Genomic DNA, 24,273 nt, shown 5'->3' with positions numbered 1-24,273 from the left:
ATTGTTCAAAAGAATTCAAGGTTTCGACCTTTACACAGCAGCAGTTGTTGTTGATGTGAAAACAGGAAATGTAATTGCTCATTACGGAAGCGAAGGAGTTACTGACCTGACACAGTTTGCCGGAGGCAATCCGGTTGGTAGTATTATCAAACCGTTCATCTTGCTTCAAATGCTTGAAGCAGGTTTTAAGTTTGACAACATTTCACTTTATGACGGACAGATAAAAGGTAAACGCACTCCGAACAATTACAGCGGACATTATTCAAACACGAATGTTGGCATCAATGAAATTTTGGGAAAGTCGCTCAATGCGCCAATGGTAAATATCCGACAGGTAACAGACCCGTTGACTTTATTCAACAGCGTTGAAGAACATTTTACTGACATGAATATTTCCAACGACAACTTTTTGCATTTAGATGATGCGAACAGAAGAACCGAACACGAAATAAATTATCCGTTAGGTAGCCGCAACATGACTTTGTTTGAAATTGCACAAGCATATCAGACGTTATTTAACGGTGGACAATGTTTGCAGCTCTCCGTATTTTCATCTGCTTACGACCCGTATAAAAACACCACACAACAATTCAATCAGAAGCAGCGACAGGTTTACAACCATGACAACGCTGACTTGATTGCGACTGCACTCAATAACGCCATGCAAACAGGAGGAACAGGCACACACATAAAGAGTTTACTTCCGCAGGATGTTACCTTCTATGTAAAGACAGGCACATCAGACGAAGCCAAACACGGTTACACAGTTTTGTGTGACGGAGAAACATTGATTGTAACATACATCTCTTACGGAAAAGTTGAGAACGATTATTTGAAGTTAGGACAACTTCCAATTCCATTTGAATCCGGTGGAAGAAGTGCAGGTGTATTAGCAGCAGACATTTACAACGAACTGAAATAAAAAGCCAACGCACATTGCAAGCACATTTTATTTTTTGCAAACGCACAAAGCCAACGCAGAAAAAAATAAAAAGAGCTTGCAATCTTCCACCCAAAAAGAAATTCAATTTATTTTTCTCCCACCCTACGGTGTTTTAATTTTTTTTGCCAACGCACGGTGCCAAATCGGACGGACAGTTCTTCTAATGTAGAGTGCTTTTAATTACCTTCCTGCGGACATTGAACAGAACCGCTTCGTATGAACAGCAAGGCAGCACATAACAACCAAGGCTTCGTTGCGTGCGGAGCGCGAACAATGAAGCCGATGTTGCACGGAACCTCCGGTAGTTTTTCCCGGTGATTTGAGCTACTTGTTTTTTGTTATGGGGTTTGCGTTATTGTGCTGCTTAATGATACTGCAACATTGCCCTTTTGATTTGAGGACGATATATCCAAAGTCCTGCTGCTAAAATATTTTTGATACCTGTTGCTATACATTTGATGCTGATCTGATCATTAAGGATGGATTTTATTTCTCTGTGGCTTGTTTTTTTCACCTCCTGTCAAAGCTTCGCTACTCCGATCAATCGCGATTATTTTTTTTCACTCAACTCTTGTTTTGATTTTTCAATGTTTAAGTAAACACGTGGAGGCCCACGCTTAGGCAACAACTCAATGGTGATCATCGTGGCCGTTTTGCAACACGGACAAATCTTCGGATCAAATGTTTTTAATTCGCGCACTTCACTTTGTACCGATGTGATGGATGATGTCTGGGCTTTGATCACAGGAAGGGCCACCTTCTTACGCGTGCTGCTCAGTATGCCGTAATGGCGGATTCTCACAAATCCTTTCGGCAGGATGTGCAGCGTGAACCTGCGGATGAACTCCATCGCATGTAAAGTGAGTTCCTGCTTTGATGCTCCTTTACGGTAATCTTTGTAAGTGAACCTTACCGTATCTTCTTCAATAGCTGTGATGCGGTGATTGCTGATCGCGATCTTATGCGTGTATCTGCCAAGGTATTCAACCACACTCTGCCCATTGCCGAAGGCGCGTTTGGCATACACTACCCACCTGTTTTTGAACAGTTCATTGAGCAGCTTTCTATCTACATCAGGGATTCTTTGTTTCAGTGCTGCAACATATTTTGCCCTGAACACCTTGCTCATTGCCTTTGCAGGAAAAAGATACTTGCCGTTGCTTTTCGCCTTTTTCCATTTGCCAGCCCGGGTCAGTCCGCCTCCGGGAATGATGCAATGCAAATGCGGATGAAGCGTCAGTTGTTGTCCCCACGTATGAAGGATGCTGATCATGCCCGTGTCGGCTCCAAGATGTTTTACATCACCGCCAAACACTTTTACCGTATCCCATGCTGCATCAAACAAAGCGTCATACACTTTCCCTGATTGGTGCATGGCAAGTTTGTTGAGTGTATCGGGCAAGGTGAACACCACATGGAAGTAGGGAACTGCAAGCAATTCTGTTTCCCTGTCCCTGATCCATTGTTCCCGCTCCTTTCCCTGGCACTTCGGGCAGTGACGGTTTCTGCAACTGTTATAACTCACACGAACAGTACCGCAAGCAGTACACACATCCTTGTGTCCGCCAAGAGCTGCGGTTCTGCAGCGCATGATCGCACCCAGCGTACGCAACTGCCAGGAGTTTATTTGCGGATGTTGTTCCACCTGTAGCCAGTGCTTTTCTAAAAGACCGGCTACTTCATAAACAGCCTGCATCCTTAACTCAGGTTGTAAAGCGTATCGAGCGGGCTGAACGGTTTTTGTCTGCCACTCTGTGCTATGTGCAGATAGACCATCGTCGTTTCAATGTGTGAGTGACCCAGCAACTCTTTGACCGATACGATGTCCATGCCATCTTCGAGCAGGTGTGTGGCATAGCTGTGCCTCAGCGTATGCACATTCACCTCTTTGCGGATGCCCGCTTTTTTACTCAACATTTTTACTGCCCACTGAACACCGCGTTGTGAGTAGCAGCGGTCCGTCTCTGGTTCTGATGAACTCAGACTTCCGGTAAATAAATACGTCTCCGGATTTTCTGCTTCGATATAACTGCTGATGCCGCGTGTCAATAATTTTCCAAGAGGTACGTAACGGTCTTTGCGGCCTTTGCCTTGTCTGACCAGTAACATGCTGCGATCAAGGTCTATGTCTTTTAACATAATACTGCGCACCTCTCCACAGCGCAGTCCGCAGCCATACAACAAACTCACCAGCAAACGGTGTTTGAGTAACACGGCTGCTTTGATGATGGCTTTTACTTCCTGTCGGCTCAATACTACAGGAAGCTTCTTTTCCTTCCTGATGCTCGGAAGTGCGATGCGTTTGTCCTTCAGTCCTTCTAAGCGGAATAAAAAACGAAGTCCGTAAACGGTGTGTTTGAAATAGCTCTCCGATGGAGTGCTGTCGCGTAGCAGTAAATGCAGGTAATCCTCGATCTGGTCATCTTCCAGTTCGGTGGGAAGGCAATTAAAGTGCAGCGCGATCTGCGAGATATACCGGCTGTAATTCTTTAACGTGCTTTCACTTCGCCCTGAAGTGTGCATCTTCCTTTCGAAGCGGTGATACAGCTCTCTGAACCCTGTTACTTTAGCACAGGCACTGGCCACCAGCGTATCTCCGGTGGACTGTTGTAAGGCAAGTTTTTTTTCATGTTGAATGAGTTTTTTGTTACATTGATTCGGTAAACGTAATAAGGTTGGAGATGGGAGAAAAACTACCGGAGGTTTAGTGCAACATAAGATTCCTCTGAAAATATAATCCTTTCAGTTTAATAGTTTCGGCAATAGAATTTTTTACTCACGTTACCGTGATTTATTTATGCCGTAACCAATGTCTGGCCGTTTGAATTTAGTGTTACTGTTGACTACACAGTTGCCTTTTTTCGGAATCAAAAAGTTGAATATTCCTCTGCGAGTTGATCTTGCCCTGATTGCTCAAAACTTAATCGCTCATGAATGTGTTCTGCAAATTTCCCCAGACCAGGTCCGGAGTTACAGATAGGCAGCTTAAAAGTCAGTTTACCCAATGACGGGATCACTATAATCTTATCGGCCATGTACGCTATTGAAAAATGCTATGAGGCCTTGCGCTTGGCAAGACGGTCAGCAAAATATTGTCCTCCGTATTCTTTGTATTCCAAAGTGCCTTTGATGATTTTGTAAATGATCCGTAACAGCTTTCGCGCTATCACTACAATGGCTTTTTTAGCATGCATCCGCCTTGTAAGGTGATAATACTGCGCACGCCAGTAACTGCCTTTGTGAATGCCAATGCCGGCGGCACGCCTGAGTTGTGGCTTAATAAACATCGAGGTTTCCATTGTTGATATTCGTTTGGTGAACCTCCTTCTACGATTAAATAACCATTTTCATTCGCATGTGTGTATTTTTGGTCATGGAGCTTAAAAGAAATTGAAAAAGAGGGGCTTTGACAGGTAATCAAACAGTTGTTCTTTCTACTTACATTTGTGGTTAAACGAAAGTGTGTGCATCTTATCCCCTCTTTTTTCAACTTCTTTAATCCCTTCTTCGTTTGTGGCAATGCTAGAACGACAAAAAAATAACATGATTGAATTACAAACCAAATATCAAAAAACTATAAAGTTTGCGGCTAAAAAGCATGCAGACATTAATCAATTAATTCCTGGAACAAACTTGCCATATGTTGTTCATTTGAGCAATGTTGCAATGGAAATTCTGATTGCGGCTCAAAAGACTGAAAAGTTTGATTCCGAGTTTGCAATTCAAGTTGCTTTGCTTCATGACATTTTAGAAGATACAGAAACTACATTTGATGAAATTGCTAATGAATTTGGAAAAGAAATTGCTCAAGCTGTTTTAGCACTGACAAAAAGCTCTAAAATAACAAAAGAAGATAGAATGAACGATAGTCTAAATCGTATTAAAGAATTACCAAAAGAAGTTTGGGCTGTGAAATTGGCAGACAGAATAACAAACTTACAAGTTCCACCAGAACATTGGAGTATTGAAAAGATTACAGAATATCAAAAACAAGCTATTCAAATATATAATTCACTCAAAGGGGGAAATGAATATTTGGAAAACAGACTTCTTGAAAAAATATCAGACTATTTAAAGTATTGTGTGACTGTTAACAAATAAGCACAGCCGCTAACATATAAGGATTAAACGCGCGCAGCGAAGCGGAGCAGCGATTTAATCCTGTGTTGAAAGAAGCTTCGGTAGCCCCTCCCATGTTGACTTACAGCCTTATGGGGATTTAATAAAATCAGTGCGATTCCGGACAGGCAGTCTGAGTCAATTTCAGCTTGCAGATATGTTGTTGTACCCGGTTTTGTAATACCATTTTGAGCAGATTATTTTTTACGGCTAATCTTTTTTGGCTGACGGCTCCGTTTTTTTTCAGTTAAGCACATAGCAACCCTATTCGCCATTTTGCAGCAAAATTAATCGGTGATTTTTTGTTGGGTATTTTTCCTGGTGTGCTGCTCTGATCAATCGTTACGCGCTCCATAAATTTTGAATACGCAGCCGCAAAACCCGCTACATGAATTTTTGCCTGCGACACTAATGTGGTCTTTGATTTTTTGTTGTTGCTCATTTTTATGGTTTTTAGATTGGAGCACGTATTACAAAAAATCCGTTACATTGTGATGATAGTTAAAATGGGCTACCGAAGGTTCTGTTCAACATGGGCTTATACGTTAGTGGGCACGAAGTGCGGACAGGAAAAAGTGTTTCATTTAGTTAACTTTATTGCGGGCATGCACTTGATCGCTTCAAACGCCCACCAACGCAAAGCCCCATTCGTTAGCGGTAACCTTAAAATGACACATCACGACTATGAAAATAACATCATTAGACAGAGAGATAAGAAAAGTATTTGAAACAGGGTATTATAATATTCCAAGATTTCAAAGACCTTACTCATGGGAAAAAGACCAGGTTACAGAATTCTGGGATGACACCATTAAAGACAGCGAGACTGATTATTTCATTGGCTCAATAGTAGTTTATAAGAAAAATGACGAATTGTTTGGAATTGTAGACGGCCAGCAAAGGCTAACAACAATTACAATGGTGTTATGTGCCGTAAGAGATTTTTATATTTCAGAAGGATTGGTCAATCCTGCAAGAGGCGTTCACGCATTGATAGAAAAAATCGATCTAAATAATGAACAAAAGTTCGTTTTACAGACCGAAACTTCCTACCCATATTTTCAAGAACATATACAAAAATATGAGGAGCCGGAAATTGATATTGAATATGGAGTTGAAGAAATCAATCTTAAAAAAGGATTTGAGCTCATTAACAAATTTATTAAGCAAGAAATAGATCTAATCAAAACTAACAAGCAGTTAAGTAAAGAAAAGCGAGACAAGGCAATTCAAGATAAATTAAATGATATCAGAGACAGAACTCTCAAACTTAAAGTAATATATGTTGAATTAGATGATGAAGATGATGCGTATGTAATATTCGAGACCTTAAATACCAGAGGTAAAGATTTAAGTGTTGGGGATTTAATAAAAAATCATCTGACAAAAAACATTAGAGCAAAGAATTCAGGTGTTGACATCCCGAAAGACAAATGGAAAATTATTCGTGACAATATTGACAGCACTTCCAAGGATTTGGAAATTGATACTTTTCTTTTGCACGTTTGGCTTTCCAAATATGAATTTACCACTACCAAAACTCTATTTAAGAAGTTCAAGAAAAACATATCAAAATCCGAAGCAAAGACGTTTTTAGATGGCCTTGTTACTGATAGTGTCACTTACAAAAACATTTTTGATACCGACACAAAAAAATGGACCAAAAATGAACTTCCATTAAAGCAATCTCTATCAATCCTTTATGGCTTTAATGTGACACAGCAAACACCTATGGTGCTTTCAATAATGAGAGAATACAATGCGAAAAGATTAAAATATAAGTTCGCTAAAGAAGCTTTAGAGGCTATTGAACATTTTCACTACATTTTTACGGCTATTACTTCGCAACGGTCTTCTGGAGGTGTAGCTTCAATGTATTCTCAATATGCTCGAAAACTTTCAGAAGCAAAAGATGACACAGAAAAGCTAAAAGTGATTCGAGACCTTCGGCAAAAGATGAGAGACCGCATACCAACCTATGATGAATTTTTAGCCGCCTTCAAGACTCTTGAATTCACCAATGGGTATACGAAACAGAAAAAAATAATTCAGTATACGTTAGCAAAAATAGATGCGCACTATAATAAAAGCGGTGTTTCTATTAATTACGATGCAATGACGCTTGAACATATTCTTGCTCAAAATCCGCCAAGCAAGTCAAAAGATCATGATGAATATTATGGTAAAATCGGAAACTTGCTTTTAATTGATGAAAAAACTAACAATGACTTAGGGAACAAACCATTTAGCGGTAAAAAGACTATTCTTCAGAAGGCAAGTATTTATGTTGATGATGTATTGAAAAATGCAACAGACTGGACAACATCTGAAATTGAACAAAGAACTATCAATTTTGCGAAAGTTGCTTATAATAACGTTTTCAAAATTTGACAATCGAAAGGCTACCGCTAACAGCGTATATAAGAAAAAAGCCACGAAGCATTTTTTCATTTACAAAGTTGATGGTGTGGCTTTCTTCTTATATACGCAATCGTTAGCGGCAATGCTTCGTCTTCGATGAGGCGACTGTGTAAACAACTGGTTTTTCAAATATTTCTAACCACATTTTTCCCTATCTTTAAAGTGTGGTAAAGAAAACAAAATATCAGGTAGGAATTGAGATTGATACGTTGACAAATAGTATTCTCAACACCATTTCTGGTGACAGTTTCCCAACGGATATTCACCACATTACAAAGGCAGATTTAAAGAACACGACCAAAAAAAGTGGCTGGCTGTTTAACTGGGCAGGTGAGTGCAGACTTTCTGACCGGCAAGTTTTCAAACTGACAATTCGTAATAACCCTGAAATCGTTCAAGGACTTTTAAGTATAAGTGATTACAATGACCACTACTATTTACATCTTGTAGAAAGTGCACCTTTCAATTTAGGAAGGAACAAACTTTATGAAGGGGTGCCAGGAAATTTGTTTGCCTTCACTTGTAAAACTTCGTGGGACAAAGGTTATCAGGGTTTCGTCTCATTTACTTCAAAAACAAAGCTGGTTGATCATTACGAAAAAACTTTAGGAGCTACTCATGTAGGTGGAAACAAAATGGTAATCTATCCTCAAGAGGCACTTAAACTTATCAGAAAATATTTTCCAATTTAAACAATAATCAAAAATGGGATTCATCAAAGAACCGGCAGGCATCGACTTCGTAGTTGATCCGACTCCGTTGACAAGCACAGACAGAAAAAAGATAAGTGAAATTATTGCTTATTATAAAGCTACAGGCCGTAAAATGCCTATTCAAAAGACAACGTCTCGGAGTCATACTACTCGATCCAGAAAGAAGGTGATTGCATAACTCAACCGACACTCTTTCGTGAATATAATAGCACATGCCGCTAACAAATAAGGATTAAACGCGCGCAGCGAAGCGGAGCAGCGATTTAATCCTGTGTTGAAAGAAGCTTCGGTAGCCCCTCCCATGTTGACTTACAGCCTTATGGGGTTTTAATAAAATCAGTGCGATTGCGGACAGGCAGTCTGAGTCAATTTCAGCTTGCAGATATGTTGTTGTAACCGGTTTTGTAATACCATTTTGAGCAGATTATTTTTACGGCTAATCTTTTCTGGCTGAAGGCTTGGTTTTTTTCAGTTAAGCACATAGCAACACTATTCGCCATTTTGCAGCAAAATTAATCGGTGATTTTTTGTTGGGTATTTTTCCTGGTGTGCTGCTCTGATCAATCGTTACGCGATCCATAAATTTTGAATACGCAGCCGCAAAACCTGTTACATGATTTTTTGCCTGCGACACTAATGTGGTCTTTGATTTTTTTTGTTGCTCATTTTTATGGTTTTTAGATTGGAGCACGTATTACAAAAAATCCATTACATTGTGATGATAGTTAAAATGGGCTACCGAAGGTTCTGTTCAACAGCAGATTTGCAATAGTCGGGGTTTCGTACTCCGCAGACAGTTTAACAACTACACAAAGTTCATTGCTCCGCATCAACATTTATGGTAAAACCCCGCCCATCGCAAATCTGCAAACCGTTAGGCGAAAGCAAAGGAGCCCCATCGTAATTTGAAAAGCGGTCGGTTTTTTATAGATTTACATATGCAAAACATCAAAGACCTTATTACTATTGATCCTGAAACTATGGGTGGACAGCCTGTCTTTAAGGGTACGCGGGTTCCTATAGAATCACTTTTTGATCATTTGGAAGGTGGCGTTTCTCTTGACGAATTCCTTGATGAATTTGATACCGTTTCGAAAGATCAGGCAATAGCAATAATGGAAATAGCAAGCAAAATACTTTCTTCAAAAAATATTGATGAATTGTATGCTGCTGTTGCTTGACGAAAACATACCCAAAAAACTAAAGAACGATTTTCCCGGACACGAAGTTTTTACAATAAAACAACGCGGTTGGAATGGGTTAAAAAATGGCATCCTGCTTCAAAAACTTATAGAAAACGATTTTCATGCGCTGATCACTTTTGACAAAAATCTTCAACACCAACAAAATTTCTCGAAATATCCAATAACTGTTTTTATACTTAGTGCACCTATAAATACATATTCTGCCTTAACAAAACTATCACCGCAAATACTTGATTTTTTAAATCAACCTCTGATTCCCGGACCAATTGAAGTGTCATAGATTGCATTCGCCTAACATATAAGGATTAAACGCGCGCAGCGAAGCGGAGCAGCGATTTAATCCTGTGTTGAAAGAAGCTTCGGTAGCCAATCCGATGTTGACCTACAGCCCTATGGGGATTTAATAAAATCAGCGTGACTCCGGACAGGCGGGCAGAGGTAATTGATTAAGCATTATCAAGAATCTCTTTTTGCAACTCATTTCAGAGGAACAAAAATGATGATTGAAACACCAGCGGCAAACAAATTAATTAATCAGTATTTTAAGAAATAGAAACAATGGGACTAATCAGAGAACCAAAAAATGTTGACTTTACTGTTCTGGACAAACCTGGTTAAATGAACATTTGCGCTTCGTATCAAGTGTAGTGCTCGCAGACAGTTTGTGCTCCGAAATCGCCAACTTCTTAAACCCACAAACCGTTATGCACAACCTTATGAACCAAATTCAACATCAACCTGCTTGTGCATGAAACGAACATTTTCCCATATCTTTGAAACAATAAAATTGATATGCAATGCTAATAGAAAGAACACGCGATGAAGTAATAATTCGCCTGCCATCCTACGTGGACACGGAAGGACTACAACGCTTTGTGGACTATTTGAGCTATAAAGAAGCAACATCAAAATCCAAAGCCAAACAATCCGATGTGGACAAACTTGCTAAAGAGGTAAAGAAAGGTTGGTGGCTAAAAAACCGCGACCGATTCATCAAGTGAAAATAATCGTTGATACCAATATTATTTTCAGTGGACTGCTTAACACAAACGGAATAATTGGCGACTTACTTTTTAATTCTGATGGTATTTTTGAGTTTTATAGCTGCAGTTATATGCGATCTGAAATTGAAAAACACTGGGAGAAACTGAAACGCATTTCTAAGCTTTCGGAAAGTGAACTTGAAGAATCACGATTCAAAATATTTGCGAAAATATATTTCATCAACGAAGAACTTATTCCAGAAAAAACCTGGTTAGCTGCTGAAGAAATCACTAAGGATATTGACATTGATGATTCTGATTTCGTAGCACTAACAAAACATCTAAAAGGATATCTATGGACAGGCGACAAAGAGCTTTACAGCGGACTCAAAAGGAAAAACTTCAAGCGAATTTATAACACCGCAGACTAAATCGCCCTTAGAAAGGCAAGAGGTTAACCTGAATGGGCACTATGCTGAATGAATAGCAAGGCAGCGCATAATCGAGTAGGCGACCGTGATTGAAAATACTCACGGTGCGCCTCTCACATCACTGCGAAGATTATAAATACTCATAGTGAGTAATAATTTTTTGTTATACCGGCACTGTTGCACAACGCCATTTCCTTCCGCATGCTAAAGTCCTTATTGCATAATTTGTTTTTGACTGCTGCATAAAATTCAAATACGTTCGAAGATTTCGAGAATGATAATTGAATTGAATATGAAGAAAACAAGCTCAGAGGAATAATTTCCACGTTCCCGATTGATGAGAATTCCACAGAATCAATGATATTAATCATCCTCACTCATAATTTTCATCCTGTAATTAGGAAAGAAATTTGCTGAGTTTTAAAAAAATAGCTTCCATGATAAAAATTTTCAACTCCTTCAACAGGGTATCCCCTTTTTTTCCGCTGCTTATTTTCCTTGTATGTATTTCAAATACCTCCTTTGCTCAAAATCCACTGGAAAAACAATGGGATCACAGTTATGGCGGTGCTGATGGTGATTTCCTCTATCATTTAATTGCAACTCCCGACAGCGGCTTCGTTGCGGCTGGTGATTCACAATCAGATGCCACGTTTGAAAAATCACAAAACAATTGGGACAATTCCTCATTTCCAACTTATGATACCTGGATCATCAAATGCGATGCGAATGGTATCAAAGAATGGGACAGAACCCTTGGAGGCACTGACGATGAATTCGTTTACAGTGTGACTACCACATCAGGTGGAGGTTATATGGTTGCCGGCAGAACGCGATCACCGGTGAGTGGTGATATATCCCAATCACCCATCGGAGTCTTTGATGTGTGGGCCGTAAAAATTGACGCTGATGGTAATATCGAATGGGAACACCGGTACGGTGGTAATGGAAACAATGGTGTTGGCGCAGTGCTTCAATTAGCTGATGGAGGATTTCTGTTCGGCGCGTATACCGATGCACCTGCAAGCGGTGATGTGAGCGATCCATCTTATGGAAGCACCGATTTTTGGGTTTTCAGAACAGATGCCTCCGGAAATATAGTTTGGGATAAGCGATATGGTGGGAACGAAAGTGAAAACATCAGTGACATGTGCCAGACTGCTGATGGAGGCTTCCTGCTTGCCGGAGGTTCTTTATCCAACACCAGCGGTGTGAAGACACAGAATCTTTATGTAAATAATAAGTCAGATCTATGGTTCGTAAAAATTGACTCTTCAGGAAATTATCTTTGGGATAAACAACTTGGCAGCCTGAATGATGATTATAGAATGGACCTGCTAAAGACCAGTGATCATCAATATCTGCTCGGTGTTTCAACGGATGCCGGAATAGGAGGTGATAAAACCCAACCAACAAATGGTATCACCGATTTTTGGATGATTAAAACCGATACATCGCTCAACGTAATATGGGATTTGTCTATCGGTGGCTCCGGTCACGAAGATGATTTTGGAAACATTTCCGAAAATGCAAACGGCGAATATATGATTTGCGGTACCTCTTATTCAGATCCCGGGTTCTGGAAATCCGAACCTAACAATGGCCCTGAAAATACATGGATAGTGATGGTGGATTCCAACGGAAATAAATTATGGGATAAAACTATTTTAACGGGTTATACGCATGAAGAAACAGGATTAGGAACACAGCTAAAGGACGGATGCTATCTCTTTGCCAATAACGGTGACGCCTTTACACAGCAGGAAAAGACAGATCCTTCTCATAGCTTTGATTATTGGTGCATCAAGTATTGTGACACTTCATTTCAAGAACCTTCGACGCCTGTATCGGTATCGGCATTTTCAGCATCACCAACAGAAGTTTGCGAAAAGTACTGTACAGATTTTATTGATTCTTCAGCAAACAATCCCACTTCCTGGCAATGGTCATTCCCGGGCGGAGTGCCTGCTACCTCCACTCTTCAGCATCCTGTCAGCATTTGCTACAATGATCCGGGATTTTTTGATGTCACGCTTATTACCTGCAACCAATATGGATGTGATACATTGACGTTGCTACAATACATTGAAGTACACCCAACTCCCGATCCTCCTGTAATTTCACAAAATGGAAATATTTTAACTGCCACCGGTGGTGGCACCTATCAGTGGCAGTTTAACGGACTGGATATACCGGGTGCTACGGGCCAGTCCTATACAGCCACTCAAAGCGGAATCTACCTGGTGACGGTAACAGATAGTAACGGCTGTAACAATTTTGCAAGTATTACGGTTGAAGTGGTGGGTATCAATTCGATTTCCAAAAACCTTTTCCTGCACATTTATCCGAATCCTGCTGATGAGGTACTGCACCTCGAATTAGCAAGCAACCGTTCTGTACCTGTCTCCATCAGCATAAAAAACACCGTGGGACAAGTGATATTTTCCTCTCTTGAAAAAATCGTTACAGGATCCAATCTAAAAATCATTTCCATCGACGAATATCCGCGGGGAGTTTATTTCCTGGAGATCAGGATGGATGATGGTTTCATAGTAGAAAAGTTTAGTATCGAATAATGCCGGGTGAAGTTCTGTCCTACCGTTTACTGCTTTATCCTCAGGTTGGTGTTTTCACCAACCTGCAATAAACTCAGAAACTGTTCGGTGAAAATACCGACCATAGGCACAAAAAAGGAGAGCATCGCTCTCCTATTCACTATTAACTATTGACGATTCACTTTTCAACGTTCACTATTCAATCCACTCTATCCTTCCCATGTAAAAATGAATTATTCTTCTTCAACTCCGGCAGCTTATTAGGATCGTCAGAATTTTCTACAAAGTAAGGAGACAGGTTGGATTCAGATGAATGATCCACATCTTTCAGATTAATGCCACGGCGCAAGTAGGCAGGTTCCTTTTCCATTTCATTGATAGCTGCAGGATTGGTGAGCTTGAAGCTGAGGTTTTTCAGCTTGTTCACCCTGTCACGCGCCATATTTTTTGAAAGGTCAGGGTTTTGATTTTCCGCCACCAGTGCTGCCGCTCTTCCAGAATTTCACGCACATCTTTTCACGCAAAGTAAAATCTTCCCTTGCATCAGATACATCCTGTTCGGCTGTCTCTTCCTTCAATTCAATTTTTAATGTGGGCGTGCTGAATGATTTTTCCGAAAGATCGAACTCGAATGGAATTTCCGGATTCATCACTTCATGCTCTGCATCACGCTCCGGTTTTACCTGCAACTTTGGCTTGCGAATGACAGGTTGTTCCTTTTCGGTCATCGTTACCTTTGCAACCTCAGGTTCCGCCTTCACTTCAGTTTCCAATGTATGCTTCACCACGCTTTTCTTTGAAAGATCTTTGCGCTGTGTGGAAGTGGCTTCAAATCCTGTTGCAATCACCGTAACACTGAGCTTCTCTCCCATATTTTCGTTGTAGCAGTTACCCCAGATAATATTGGTTTCAAATCCTGCTTCGCGCTGAATGTATTCTGTGATCTCACTCACTTCATCCAGTGTAACTTCTACAGAACCTGATGTAATGTTCACCAGGATATTTTTCGCACCACGGATGTCATTGTCATTTAACAATGGAGAATTCAAAGCAGCTTCCACCGCATTCACCGCGCGGTTCTCCCCTTCAAAGGAAGCCATGCCCATTATGGCGACACCACTGTTACGCATAACAGTATTCACATCTTCAAAATCCACGTTTACATAACCGGGCACTGTTATAATTTCCGCGATACTTTTTGCAGCGTTGGAGAGAATATTATCAGCCTGTGAAAAGGCAGCACTCAAGGTGAGGTTACCATGAATCTCCCGCAGCTTGTCATTTGAAATCACAAGCAAGGTATCTACATGATTTTTCATTTCGGAAATTCCATCCGACGCTTGCTGAAAGCGGCGTGGCCCTTCCGCCGAAAACGGACTGGTGATCAGTCCTACGGTGAGGATGCCCATCTCTTTGGCAATCTTAGCAATCACCGGCGCTGCACCGGTGCCGGTACCCTTACCCATTCCTGCAGTGATGAACAACATCTTGGTGTTTTTTTCCAAAAATGCTTTCAGCGCATCTACAGATTCCAGCGCTGAACGTTTGCCCACTTCGGGATTCATTCCTGCACCTCTGCCTTCTGTGAGGTTGACACCTAATTGAACTTTGTTTGGAACAGGACTCATCTCAAGCGCCTGCCTGTCGGTGTTGGCCACTACGAAGTTTACGCCAACGATTCCCTGGCGAAACATGTGGTTCACTGCATTACCTCCTCCGCCACCTACACCAATTACTTTGATGATGGAAGCCTGTTCTTGTGGTAAATCGAATTGAATTGACATTTGGTTGTTGTTAGTTGTTAAAGTTTCGTTGGTAACTGGTTGTTAGTCGTTAGTCGCTAGTCCTTAGTCCTTAGTCCTTAGTCGTTAGTCGTTAGTCGTTTAGTCCTTTAGTCCTTTAGTCCTTTAGTCTTTTAGTCTTTTAGTCTTTTAGTCTTAAGTCTTTTCGTCATCATTCCTTAATTCTTCGAATCATTAGCACATCGGCACATCAAAACCTTCATTTAAAATTCTCATCGACGCCCTCGGTGAAAAAATTTTTCGCGGTTTCAAAAAAAGAACCGAAAAACTTTTTGGGTTCCTTCTTTTCTTCGATCAGCACATCAGTTGTTTGGGTGATGGTTGGCGGAAGTTCTTTAGAGCGTTTGTAGTTGTAATCTTCAAATCCTTTCAGAATAAGTCCTACGCCCGTTGAATACATCGGATGCTTTACATTTTCAAGTTTCACCGGAGCAAGATGTTCGATCGGTAAGCCGATACGTGCATCTAAACCGGTTACATATTCTACGAGTTGCACCAGGTTTTTTAATTGTGCTCCACCACCGGTAACCACTACGCCTGCGATGAGTTTATTTTTATATCCTGAAATATTGATCTCTGAATCCACATGTTCCAGAATTTCTTCCATGCGCGCATTGATGATATTAGCAAGATTGCGCACAGAAATTTCTTTTGCATCCCTTCCACGTAATCCGGGAATAGAAACAATCTGGTTATCCATAGAAGGATCAGCAATGGCACTTCCGAAACGCAGCTTTAATATTTCCGCCTGGTTACGCATCACCATGCATCCTTCTTTGATGTCGTCAGTAATCACATTGCCACCAAAGGGAATCACATACGTGTGCCGGATAATGCCATCCTGAAAAATTGCGATGTCAGTGGTACCGCCACCAATATCCACCAATGCAACGCCGGCTTCTTTTTCTTCTTCACTCAAAACTGCGGCTGAAGATGCCAGTGGTTCAAGAATCATATCTACCATATTCAGGCCGGCCTTCTCCACACATTTCTTAATGTTTTGAGCAGCACTGATCTGACCGGTGATGATGTGAAAATTTGCTTCGAGTCGAATGCCTGCCATTCCCACAGGATCTTTAATGCCGGCTTCATTGTCTACAATATATTCCTGCGGCAATACATGAATGATACGATCACCCGGATTCACCACCAGTCGTTTCATATCTTCAGCAAGCTTGCGGATATCATCATTGCAGATTTCAGTGTCCATGTTGTCGCGCACGAGGATACCACGGTGCTGCAGACTTTTAATGTGCTGGCCTGCAATGCCGACATACACATTTTTTATTTCAACACCTGAATGATCCTCCGCTTCCCGGATGGCTTTGGTAATGGCATCCACTGTTTTATCAATGTTGGCTACCACACCGCGAGATACGCCAAGGGATTCTGACTTGCCCATGCCCACCACTTCGATCTTTCCGTGTTCATTTTTGCGCGCTACGATAGCACATATCTTAGTGGTTCCGATATCAAGTCCGACAATAAATTCTGAGTTCATCATTGTTTCTGCAGTTTAATTTTTTTAAAAATCAATGTTTCGTTGTGTCAGCGACTGCTGTTGAATCAATCTTTGCAACTACTGTGTTTTTTATCAAGTCTGCTCCAATTCTCTTTTTGCAATACACTTCGTTTTTGTATTTCAGGTTCACTTCACTGTAGCCATTCCATCCAACATGATTCAATCCATCCTTGTAGAAAATTTTCAACTTAGAAAATTTCTCCTGCAGATCGTTGGTATCTCCCAATAAAATAGTGTGATTACCAAGCGCGGGTATCAGCTCAAACTCTTTTTTACTGTTTACGACAACCTGTTCAATGAGCGATGTGAGGAATGTATCGCGGCTGATGAAAGCTGCAAGTGCATACAGTTTTTGTTGCGTCACTGAATCATTTTTATTTGAATTTTCTGCGCCGGCCAAAATGTTACCGGTAGCTACCGGAACACGAGCCGTAAATTTACTGGAGAGAGGCATCTTACTTGCGTGTTCATCAAGGTAATAACCCACACCCTGATTGTTAATAACCCTTAAGATAGGAGTGCGTTGCTGAATGTTAATCTGTATCGCTCCCAATGCATCCACAAACAACTCCGCATTTTCTACATAAGGATTGTTTTCAATCACGCGTTCAAGCTTACCATAATTCACTTCGCTGATCGGTTTTGAATGGTCAATATTCACCTGGTCATCCATTAACATTTTTGTTACATCCTCTTTCGAAAGAAACAACACGCCATTGGATTCGTCGATGTTAACTTTTATGGATTGAAAGGAAAGATGCTGTTGCTTTTCAATGGCAGCTCCCAGCAACACCATCATTCCACTCACGCACAACACCCAAAAGGTGATGATGAGAATAGGTTTTACTTTACTCCAGAACTTTTTCATCATTACAAAAAATTTCTTTTAATCAAACAAGGGATGTTATTATACCATTTCTTTTTCCTTCAGCATTTTTGCAATCGGCTCCACGAACTGATCAATGTCACCGGCACCAACAGTCACCAGCACCTCCAGTTTACTTTTTGACAATTGCTGCAACAAATCATTTTTCTCCACCACACATTTTTCTACGGAAGTTATTTTATCAATCAGCATTTCCGAATTCACGCCTTCAATCGGTAATTCTCTTGCAGGATAAACGGGCAGCAGCATTACTTCATCTGCCAGTGACAAGCTCTGTCCAAATCCTTCAGCAAAATCGCGGGTGCGGGTGAATAGGTGCGGTTGAAAAATGCAGGTGATTTTTTTTCCGGGAAAAATTTCGCGCACTGATTGCAGGAACGCCGTGATCTCAACGGGATGATGCGCATAGTCATCGATGTACACTACCATTTTATTTCTGACAATAAACTGAAACCGACGCTGCACTCCTTTGAACGAATGGAGCGCCGACCTGATTTCATCTCTATCAATTTCAAACAAGGAGGTTACTGCAGCTGCAGCAATAGCATTTTCAGCATTGTGACGGCCGGCAATGGAGAGATGTATATTGTTTATTCTTGCAGTTTTACTTACAAAGTCGAATGCATAGGTTCCATTCTCGAGCCTTGCATTTACAGCATGAATGTCCCCTTTCGATTCTTCTAACCCGTAATAAACAGTAGAAACATTTTCATCTGAACGACTGAGGAAAGAAAGGTTTCTTTTCGTGAACAGTGTTCCGTGATTCTTTATCTTTTTTGCGAATAGCTGATAGGATTGCTGAACTTCTTCTTTGGTTCCATAGATGTCAAGATGGTCAGGATCGCAGGATGTTATAACTGCGATATTGGGATGCAGCTTCAAAAAGGAGCGATCAAATTCATCTGCTTCCACCACTACAATATTATTTTTTCCCGCCAGGAAATTAGTGCGGTAGTTTGCTGTGATACCACCAAGAAATGCAGTGCAATCATAGCCTGACGATTTGAAAATATGCGCAATCATGGATGAAGTAGTGGTCTTGCCGTGGGTACCGGCAACTGCAATCGTAATCATATCTTTTGTCAGCTCTTCCAGCAAATCAGCACGCTTGATGATCGTAAAATTATGTTCACGGTAATACAGCAATTCTTTGTGATCTGCAGGAATGGCCGGTGTATAAACGACGAGGTCCACATCTTTGGGAATCAACGAGAGGTCTTCTTCAAAATGAATCTGCATTCCTTCTTTGCTCATTTCCGCAGTTAATGCTGATGGTGTTTTATCGTATCCTGAAATCCTGTAACCATTCGCATGAAAGTATCTCGCAAGTCCGCTCATACCAATGCCACCGATGCCGATGAAATAGATGGAGTGAATGGTGGTGAGGTTCATGAGAGAATTAAGAATTAAGAATTAAGAATTACGAATTGATGTGCTGATGTTTTGATGTACAAATTTGCCGATGAACTGATACCTGATGACTAAGAGACTAAGAGACTAAGAGACTAAGAGACTAAGAGACTAAGAGACTAAGAGACTAAGAGACTAAGAGACTAAGAGACTAAGAGACTAAGAGACTAAGAGACTAAGAGACTAAGAGACTAAAAGACCAAAAGACTAATGACTAATAACTATTAACTATTGACTATCGACTCAACTGAATCACCAGCTTCGCAATATCATCATCCGCATTTGGCTTCGCAAGTTGTGCGATGTTGGTTGCAAGCTTTTGCTGAAGTGATCCATCTTTTAATAATTTCAATGTTGTTGCTATTAATTTTTCTTTTGCTTCTTCGTCTTTAATCATCAGGGCTGCATCCTTAGTTACCAGCGCAAGTGCATTTTTTGTCTGGTGATCTTCGGCCACATTAGGTGATGGAACCAGGACGCAAGGTTTTTTGCAGATGCACAACTCAGCAATAGACAGAGCGCCAGCCCTTGAAATCACTACATCTGCAACAGCGTAAGCGAGATCCATTCTGTCAATGAACTCTTTCACTTTAATCTTCTCTTCCATTCCTTTTGCTGCTGTTGCATTCATTTCAAAATAACGCTTGCCGGTTTGCCAAAGCACTTGTACCTCTTCATTCATCAGTTCACTTAAATGGGACTGTATGCTTTCATTAATCGTTCTTGCACCCAAACTTCCACCAATCACCAATATCGTTTGGCGCTTATCATTCAAGTCAAAATATTGTAACCCTTCTGCTCTTTTTCCTTCAAGATTCAAAATATCCTTACGCACCGGATTACCGGTGATGGTGATTTTTTCTTTCGGGAAAAACTGCTCCATTCCTTCATAGGCCACGCAAATCCGTTTCGCTCTTTTTCCTAAAATTTTATTGGTGATACCTGCAAATGAATTTTGTTCCTGGATCAAAGTCGGAATGCCACTCATTGATCCGGCATACAGCACGGGCCCGCTTGCATAACCTCCAACACCTACCACCACATTGGGTTTAAATGATTTTATTATTGAAGAAGCTTTCATCAAACTGTTGATCACTTTAAATGGCAATAACAAATTCTGTAATGACAAACTGCGTTGCAATCCTGCAATCGGCAAACCTTCGATCCGATAACCTGCTTTCGGCACTTTCTCCATTTCCATTCTTCCCAGGGCACCGATAAAAAGAATATCAGCAGCAGGATCAATTTTCCGGATCGCATTTGCAATCGCGATAGCCGGAAAGATGTGACCACCCGTCCCGCCTCCGCTGATAATTATTTTAACCCGCTGCTCCATCTTCCTTTTCTTCTTCTTGTTCCACGTTACGGCTCACACTCAGTATGATTCCGATGGCAAGACTTGTAAACCACAACGATGTTCCGCCCATGCTTACCATCGGCAACGTTACACCCGTAGTTGGTAAAAGATGCACCACCACTGCCATGTTGATCAAGGCCTGCACCACTAAACTGAAACTTAATCCAACGGCCAAAAAGGCACCGAAAGCGCCCGGACTTTTGGTAAATAACTTGATGCAACGCAAAAGAAAAAAGAGATACAACACAATCAGCACTAATGCGCCTATGAAACCATATTCTTCGATGATGATGGCAAAAATGAAATCAGAATAAGGCGATGGCAGAAAATTCCGTTGCGTGCTGTTGCCTGGACCGACGCCAAATATTCCACCGTTTGCAATTGCAATTTTTGATTGCTGAACCTGGTACGCTTCCTGTCCGTCGCCAAAAAAATCTGAGAGCCGGCTTGCCCATGTATCTACACGTGCATGAAACGAAGTGTTCATCGCAATGATAATGATCAGTGAAAGCAGCAAAAGGCCTGCACCACCCATAATGGCAATGTATTTCATATTGATACGACCAATAAACATCAGCAGCAAACAGGTTGCAAATAAAATGGCCGCTGTTGAAAGATTAGAAGGTGCAATTAATCCGCACACCAGCATTGGCGGTAACATGACCGGTAAAAATCCCGATTTAAAATCTTTGATGTTGCCCTGATTTTTTGCCAGCACTCTTGCCAGATAAAGTATGAGTGCCAGCTTTGCAAGATCAGATGTCTGAAAAGAAACATTCACTACTGGAATGGTAAGCCATCTTCTTGCATCATTTATTTCTACACCAAAGATCAGCGTGAAAAAAAGCAATGGAATAGAAACATACAGCAATAGCTGGGCAATACGCGAATAGTAAGTGTAATTAATCTTGTGTGCAACGTACATCAGGAACAACCCAAACAAAATCATCATGCCTTGTTTTACGAGGTAATATTCCATGTTACCACCCTGGTATTTAAAAGCAAGCGATCCTGTTGAACTGTACACTGCAAGCATGGAGATAATGGATAGAAAAATCACTACCAGCCAGATATATTTATCGCCTTGTGTTTTCTTAAAAATATTTTCCACCTGAACTGAAGCGGTCTCCATTGCTGAAAAAATTATGAATGATGAATTACAATTTGGATTTTCATTTAATGCGCTTTGGTAAATACTTAGAGCGACCGCACTTTCTCTTTAAACTGAAGTCCGCGGTCTTCAAAATTCTGAAACAGGTCGAAGCTTGCGCAGGCAGGTGAAAGCAACACGCAATCACCATTGGTGGAGAGGCGATAAGCTGTCTTTACCGCATCAGCCATGCTTTCCGTATTTACAATCATATCAACCGAGCGTGAAAATGCTTCGTGAATTTTACGATTGTCTAAACCCATGCAAACAATTGCTTTCACTTTTGATCTCACCAGGTCAATAAGCAGTGAATAATCATTGCCTTTGTCAACGCCTCCGGCAATCCATACAATAGGTTTATGAATACTTTCCATCGCGTACCACACGGCGTTCACTGACGTCGCTTTGGAATCGTTGATGAATTCTATGCCATGCACATCAGCAACCCATTCAAGGCGATGCTCCAATGCACTGAAATCCGATAGTGCTTCACGCGTAGTTTCCTTTCGGATGTCGAGCATAGAACCCACAATACCAGCAGCCATGGAATTGTACACATTGTGCTTTCCGCGCAATCCTAAATTGAATAGTGACATAGAGAAGGTGGTATTATTTAGATGAAAAATGATTTCGTTGTTTTCAATCCAGGCGCCGTGTGCAAGTTTTTTTTCCTGGGAAAAGCTTATTTTTTTAGAAGCGATGGAATGGCGATTAAGTGCCTTTACTGTTTCCACATCATCTTCACAATAGATGAAGTAGTCAGCTGCTGTTTGCTTTATTGCAATGCGGAATTTTGCGTCAGCATATTCATTGAACTGATAGTGATATCTGTCAAGGTGATTATCACTGAGATTGGTGAGTACCGCGATGTGTGGTTTGAATGCATAGCAATCATCTAATTGAAAACTGCTGATCTCCGCCACATAATAAGCGGTGTCGTGTTCTGCCACCTGTTTGGCAAAACTTTTTCCGATGTTACCAACCAGTGATACATCAAAGCCGGCCTTATCAAGAATATGATGTATGAGTGAAGTAGTAGTTGATTTTCCGTTGGTGCCTGTAATCGCAATAATGGTTGACTTCGTATAGCGAGATGCAAATTCAATTTCAGAAATGATAGAAATTCCTTTTGACCTTAACTGTTGTATCAACGGTGCTTTTTCAGGAATGCCCGGACTTTTAATGATTTCATTTGCTGAAAAAATTTTTTCCCCGGTATGAAATTTTTCTTCGAAAGAAATTTCATATTGCTGCAACACAGATTTGAATTCCTCTTTGATCAGTCCTGAATCAGAAACAAACACATCAAACCCACGCAGCTTCGCCAATACAGCGGCTCCTACTCCACTTTCTGCTGCTCCCAATATGACGATTCGTTGCATCTATTGTTTATTAACTAATCACTATTATCTATTGACTATTGACTATTGACTATTGACTATTCACTACTCACTACTCACTACTCACTACTCTATCTGATCTTCAGTGTCACCATCGTAACAATAGCCAGCAGAATTCCCACAATCCAAAACCGCGTTACAATTTTCGGCTCCGCATATCCCAGCTTTTGATAATGATGATGCAGTGGTGCCATTCTGAATATTCTTTTTCCCTCACCAAATTTTCTTTTCGTGTATTTGAAGTAAGTCACTTGCACCATTACAGAAACAGTCTCTACCAAGAAAATGCCGCAGAGGATGGGAATCAATAATTCCTTTCTTACAATGATGGCCATCGTTGCGAGAATGCCGCCTAATGCAAGTGAACCGGTATCACCCATGAAAACCTGCGCGGGATAAGCATTGTACCAAAGAAATCCAATGCATGCACCGATCAGTGCCGCTGCATATACCAGCAGCTCACCCGAATTCGGGATGTACATGATGTTGAGATAATCCGCTGTAAGAATGTTACCCGACAAATAAGCGAACACACCAAGTGTGGCTCCAATAATAGCCGAGGCTCCGGTTGCGAGTCCATCAATACCATCTGTCATGTTGGCTCCGTTGGAAACAGCGGTGATGATGAAGATGACGATGATGATGTAAATGATCCAGGTATATTTTTCCGCACCATCGCCCATCCAACTGATCAGCTTTGAATAATTGAATTCATGATTTTTTACAAATGGAATGGTCGTGATTGGAAGTTTAGCATCAACAAAACGTGCTGACACTTTTTCAATCTGTGTAGAATCGGCAGCGATGAGGGGAATTGCAATGGGTGTATTCACCAATTCTCTGCGAATGACAACGCCCTTATTAAAATAGAGAATGGATCCGATAATGATGCCCAGCACAACCTGACCTACAATTTTAAATCTGCCCGCAAGTCCGCGTTTATCCTTTTTGAATACTTTGATATAATCGTCAAGAAAACCAACTAAGCCCAGCCATACGGTAGAAATCAGCATTGTGATCACATATACATTTTCAATGCGGGCAAAGAGCAAAGTCGGGATGATGATGGCTGCCAGAATAATCAGTCCGCCCATGGTTGGTGTTCCTTGTTTCTGCATCTGTCCTTCCAGCCCCAGGTCGCGAATGGTTTCACCAACCTGCTGCCGGTGAAGAAATTTGACAAGCGATTTTCCAAATACAAGAGAGATCAGCAATGAAACAATGATGGCCATGCCGGCACGGAAAGAGATGTAATCAAACATCCCTGCGCCGATGAAGTCGCAACAGGTCTCGAGGTATTTGAAAAGATAGTACAGCATGGTTATCTGTTAAACTCAATCACCAGTAGCATTAAAATTTTCAACGGGTGATTTTTT

Annotated in this window: 23 protein-coding genes; 9 read left to right on the top strand and 14 right to left on the bottom strand. The window is 41.0% G+C overall.

Annotated features, from left to right (window positions below):
* The first annotated feature begins 1 nt into the window (after window position 1).
* Window positions 2–922, top strand: coding sequence for a hypothetical protein (locus IPO83_14085; GenBank protein ID MBK9732382.1), 921 nt, complete (start codon window positions 2–4; stop codon window positions 920–922).
* 571 nt (window positions 923–1,493) lie between these two features.
* Here the strand turns inward: IPO83_14085 and IPO83_14080 are convergent.
* From IPO83_14080 to IPO83_14070, 3 genes are all read right to left on the bottom strand, one after another.
* A complete protein-coding gene (locus IPO83_14080; GenBank protein ID MBK9732381.1) occupies window positions 1,494–2,639 on the bottom strand; it encodes an IS91 family transposase in 1,146 nt (381 codons plus the stop codon).
* Between the two features lie 2 nt (window positions 2,640–2,641).
* Window positions 2,642–3,529, bottom strand: a complete 888-nt coding sequence (locus IPO83_14075; GenBank protein ID MBK9732380.1) for a tyrosine-type recombinase/integrase — start codon at window positions 3,527–3,529, stop codon at window positions 2,642–2,644.
* Between the two features lie 467 nt (window positions 3,530–3,996).
* Window positions 3,997–4,242, bottom strand: coding sequence for a hypothetical protein (locus IPO83_14070; protein ID MBK9732379.1), 246 nt, complete (start codon window positions 4,240–4,242; stop codon window positions 3,997–3,999).
* A 244-nt stretch (window positions 4,243–4,486) separates the two neighbouring features.
* Between IPO83_14070 and IPO83_14065 the strand changes: the two genes are divergently transcribed.
* The gene (locus tag IPO83_14065; GenBank protein ID MBK9732378.1) at window positions 4,487–5,044 is read left to right on the top strand and encodes a bifunctional (p)ppGpp synthetase/guanosine-3',5'-bis(diphosphate) 3'-pyrophosphohydrolase; all 558 of its coding nucleotides are present in this window, start codon (window positions 4,487–4,489) and stop codon (window positions 5,042–5,044) included.
* Window positions 5,045–5,309: 265 nt separating this feature from the next.
* Here IPO83_14065 and IPO83_14060 read toward each other — a convergent pair whose 3' ends face one another.
* Window positions 5,310–5,504 carry a hypothetical protein gene (locus tag IPO83_14060; GenBank protein ID MBK9732377.1) on the bottom strand — a complete coding sequence of 65 codons (195 nt, stop codon included), beginning with the start codon at window positions 5,502–5,504 and terminating at the stop codon, window positions 5,310–5,312.
* 242 nt (window positions 5,505–5,746) lie between these two features.
* On the opposite strand from IPO83_14060, the gene IPO83_14055 reads away from it, so the two are divergent.
* Window positions 5,747–7,453 (top strand): DUF262 domain-containing protein, encoded by a 1,707-nt coding sequence (locus tag IPO83_14055; GenBank protein ID MBK9732376.1) that lies wholly within the window; start codon window positions 5,747–5,749, stop codon window positions 7,451–7,453.
* Between the two features lie 194 nt (window positions 7,454–7,647).
* A complete protein-coding gene (locus IPO83_14050; GenBank protein MBK9732375.1) occupies window positions 7,648–8,175 on the top strand; it encodes a hypothetical protein in 528 nt (175 codons plus the stop codon).
* 493 nt (window positions 8,176–8,668) lie between these two features.
* Here the strand turns inward: IPO83_14050 and IPO83_14045 are convergent, their stop codons facing one another.
* Entirely contained in the window at window positions 8,669–8,830 is a 162-nt protein-coding gene (locus IPO83_14045) for a hypothetical protein (GenBank protein ID MBK9732374.1), read from the bottom strand.
* 304 nt (window positions 8,831–9,134) lie between these two features.
* Here IPO83_14045 and IPO83_14040 point away from each other — a divergent pair, with 304 nt between their 5' ends.
* The 5 genes from IPO83_14040 to IPO83_14020 all read left to right on the top strand — a co-directional run bounded on the left by IPO83_14040 (window position 9,135) and on the right by IPO83_14020 (window position 13,391).
* Window positions 9,135–9,377: a DUF433 domain-containing protein gene (locus IPO83_14040; GenBank protein ID MBK9732373.1), complete on the top strand. Its 243-nt coding sequence runs from the start codon at window positions 9,135–9,137 to the stop codon at window positions 9,375–9,377.
* Entirely contained in the window at window positions 9,361–9,681 is a 321-nt protein-coding gene (locus IPO83_14035) for a DUF5615 family PIN-like protein (protein MBK9732372.1), read from the top strand. Before IPO83_14040 ends, IPO83_14035 begins: the two co-directional genes overlap by 17 nt.
* A 517-nt stretch (window positions 9,682–10,198) precedes the next feature.
* Complete coding sequence (locus IPO83_14030) at window positions 10,199–10,402, top strand: hypothetical protein (GenBank protein ID MBK9732371.1); 204 nt, start codon at window positions 10,199–10,201, stop codon at window positions 10,400–10,402.
* Entirely contained in the window at window positions 10,399–10,815 is a 417-nt protein-coding gene (locus IPO83_14025) for a hypothetical protein (GenBank protein MBK9732370.1), read from the top strand. Before IPO83_14030 ends, IPO83_14025 begins: the two co-directional genes overlap by 4 nt.
* A gap of 437 nt (window positions 10,816–11,252) precedes the next feature.
* A complete protein-coding gene (locus IPO83_14020) occupies window positions 11,253–13,391 on the top strand; it encodes a T9SS type A sorting domain-containing protein (protein MBK9732369.1) in 2,139 nt (712 codons plus the stop codon).
* Window positions 13,392–13,569: 178 nt separating this feature from the next.
* Here the strand turns inward: IPO83_14020 and IPO83_14015 are convergent, their stop codons facing one another.
* The 9 genes from IPO83_14015 to IPO83_13975 all read right to left on the bottom strand — a co-directional run bounded on the left by IPO83_14015 (window position 13,570) and on the right by IPO83_13975 (window position 24,216).
* A complete protein-coding gene (locus IPO83_14015) occupies window positions 13,570–13,812 on the bottom strand; it encodes a hypothetical protein (protein MBK9732368.1) in 243 nt (80 codons plus the stop codon).
* A gap of 13 nt (window positions 13,813–13,825) precedes the next feature.
* On the bottom strand, window positions 13,826–15,148 hold the full coding sequence (gene ftsZ / locus IPO83_14010; GenBank protein MBK9732367.1) for a cell division protein FtsZ: 1,323 nt from the start codon (window positions 15,146–15,148) through the stop codon (window positions 13,826–13,828).
* A 223-nt stretch (window positions 15,149–15,371) separates the two neighbouring features.
* Window positions 15,372–16,676 (bottom strand): cell division protein FtsA, encoded by a 1,305-nt coding sequence (gene ftsA / locus IPO83_14005; protein ID MBK9732366.1) that lies wholly within the window; start codon window positions 16,674–16,676, stop codon window positions 15,372–15,374.
* A 28-nt stretch (window positions 16,677–16,704) separates the two neighbouring features.
* Window positions 16,705–17,565, bottom strand: a complete 861-nt coding sequence (locus IPO83_14000) for a hypothetical protein (GenBank protein ID MBK9732365.1) — start codon at window positions 17,563–17,565, stop codon at window positions 16,705–16,707.
* 36 nt (window positions 17,566–17,601) lie between these two features.
* Window positions 17,602–18,972 carry a UDP-N-acetylmuramate--L-alanine ligase gene (locus IPO83_13995; GenBank protein ID MBK9732364.1) on the bottom strand — a complete coding sequence of 457 codons (1,371 nt, stop codon included), beginning with the start codon at window positions 18,970–18,972 and terminating at the stop codon, window positions 17,602–17,604.
* A 253-nt stretch (window positions 18,973–19,225) separates the two neighbouring features.
* The gene (gene murG, locus IPO83_13990; GenBank protein ID MBK9732363.1) at window positions 19,226–20,326 is read right to left on the bottom strand and encodes an undecaprenyldiphospho-muramoylpentapeptide beta-N-acetylglucosaminyltransferase; all 1,101 of its coding nucleotides are present in this window, start codon (window positions 20,324–20,326) and stop codon (window positions 19,226–19,228) included.
* A complete protein-coding gene (locus IPO83_13985) occupies window positions 20,310–21,458 on the bottom strand; it encodes a cell division protein FtsW (protein ID MBK9732362.1) in 1,149 nt (382 codons plus the stop codon). The genes murG and IPO83_13985 overlap by 17 nt, the downstream gene beginning before the upstream one ends.
* A gap of 86 nt (window positions 21,459–21,544) precedes the next feature.
* Window positions 21,545–22,879: a UDP-N-acetylmuramoyl-L-alanine--D-glutamate ligase gene (gene murD, locus IPO83_13980; protein ID MBK9732361.1), complete on the bottom strand. Its 1,335-nt coding sequence runs from the start codon at window positions 22,877–22,879 to the stop codon at window positions 21,545–21,547.
* 89 nt (window positions 22,880–22,968) lie between these two features.
* Window positions 22,969–24,216 carry a phospho-N-acetylmuramoyl-pentapeptide-transferase gene (locus IPO83_13975; GenBank protein ID MBK9732360.1) on the bottom strand — a complete coding sequence of 416 codons (1,248 nt, stop codon included), beginning with the start codon at window positions 24,214–24,216 and terminating at the stop codon, window positions 22,969–22,971.
* Between the last annotated feature and the right edge of the window lie 57 nt (window positions 24,217–24,273).

This window comes from Chitinophagaceae bacterium (genome assembly GCA_016717285.1).
Lineage (GTDB): Bacteria > Bacteroidota > Bacteroidia > Chitinophagales > UBA10324 > JACCZZ01.
Note: the sequence above shows the minus strand (reverse complement) of the source record. Positions and strands in the feature narration are given on the sequence as shown.

Excerpts from the sequence above, each read along its gene's own strand:
- IPO83_14080 (MBK9732381.1), bottom strand. The coding sequence starts at position 2,639 with ATGCAGGCTGTTTATGAAGTAGCCGGTCTTTTAGAAAAGCACTGGCTA.
- IPO83_14070 (MBK9732379.1), bottom strand. The coding sequence starts at position 4,242 with ATGGAAACCTCGATGTTTATTAAGCCACAACTCAGGCGTGCCGCCGGC.
- IPO83_14065 (MBK9732378.1), top strand. The coding sequence starts at position 4,487 with ATGATTGAATTACAAACCAAATATCAAAAAACTATAAAGTTTGCGGCT.
- IPO83_14060 (MBK9732377.1), bottom strand. The coding sequence starts at position 5,504 with ATGAGCAACAACAAAAAATCAAAGACCACATTAGTGTCGCAGGCAAAA.
- IPO83_14055 (MBK9732376.1), top strand. The coding sequence starts at position 5,747 with ATGAAAATAACATCATTAGACAGAGAGATAAGAAAAGTATTTGAAACA.
- IPO83_14040 (MBK9732373.1), top strand. The coding sequence starts at position 9,135 with ATGCAAAACATCAAAGACCTTATTACTATTGATCCTGAAACTATGGGT.
- IPO83_14035 (MBK9732372.1), top strand. The coding sequence starts at position 9,361 with ATGCTGCTGTTGCTTGACGAAAACATACCCAAAAAACTAAAGAACGAT.
- IPO83_14030 (MBK9732371.1), top strand. The coding sequence starts at position 10,199 with ATGCTAATAGAAAGAACACGCGATGAAGTAATAATTCGCCTGCCATCC.
- IPO83_14020 (MBK9732369.1), top strand. The coding sequence starts at position 11,253 with ATGATAAAAATTTTCAACTCCTTCAACAGGGTATCCCCTTTTTTTCCG.
- IPO83_14015 (MBK9732368.1), bottom strand. The coding sequence starts at position 13,812 with ATGGCGCGTGACAGGGTGAACAAGCTGAAAAACCTCAGCTTCAAGCTC.
- ftsA (MBK9732366.1), bottom strand. The coding sequence starts at position 16,676 with ATGATGAACTCAGAATTTATTGTCGGACTTGATATCGGAACCACTAAG.
- IPO83_14000 (MBK9732365.1), bottom strand. The coding sequence starts at position 17,565 with ATGATGAAAAAGTTCTGGAGTAAAGTAAAACCTATTCTCATCATCACC.
- IPO83_13995 (MBK9732364.1), bottom strand. The coding sequence starts at position 18,972 with ATGAACCTCACCACCATTCACTCCATCTATTTCATCGGCATCGGTGGC.
- murG (MBK9732363.1), bottom strand. The coding sequence starts at position 20,326 with ATGGAGCAGCGGGTTAAAATAATTATCAGCGGAGGCGGGACGGGTGGT.
- murD (MBK9732361.1), bottom strand. The coding sequence starts at position 22,879 with ATGCAACGAATCGTCATATTGGGAGCAGCAGAAAGTGGAGTAGGAGCC.
- IPO83_13975 (MBK9732360.1), bottom strand. The coding sequence starts at position 24,216 with ATGCTGTACTATCTTTTCAAATACCTCGAGACCTGTTGCGACTTCATC.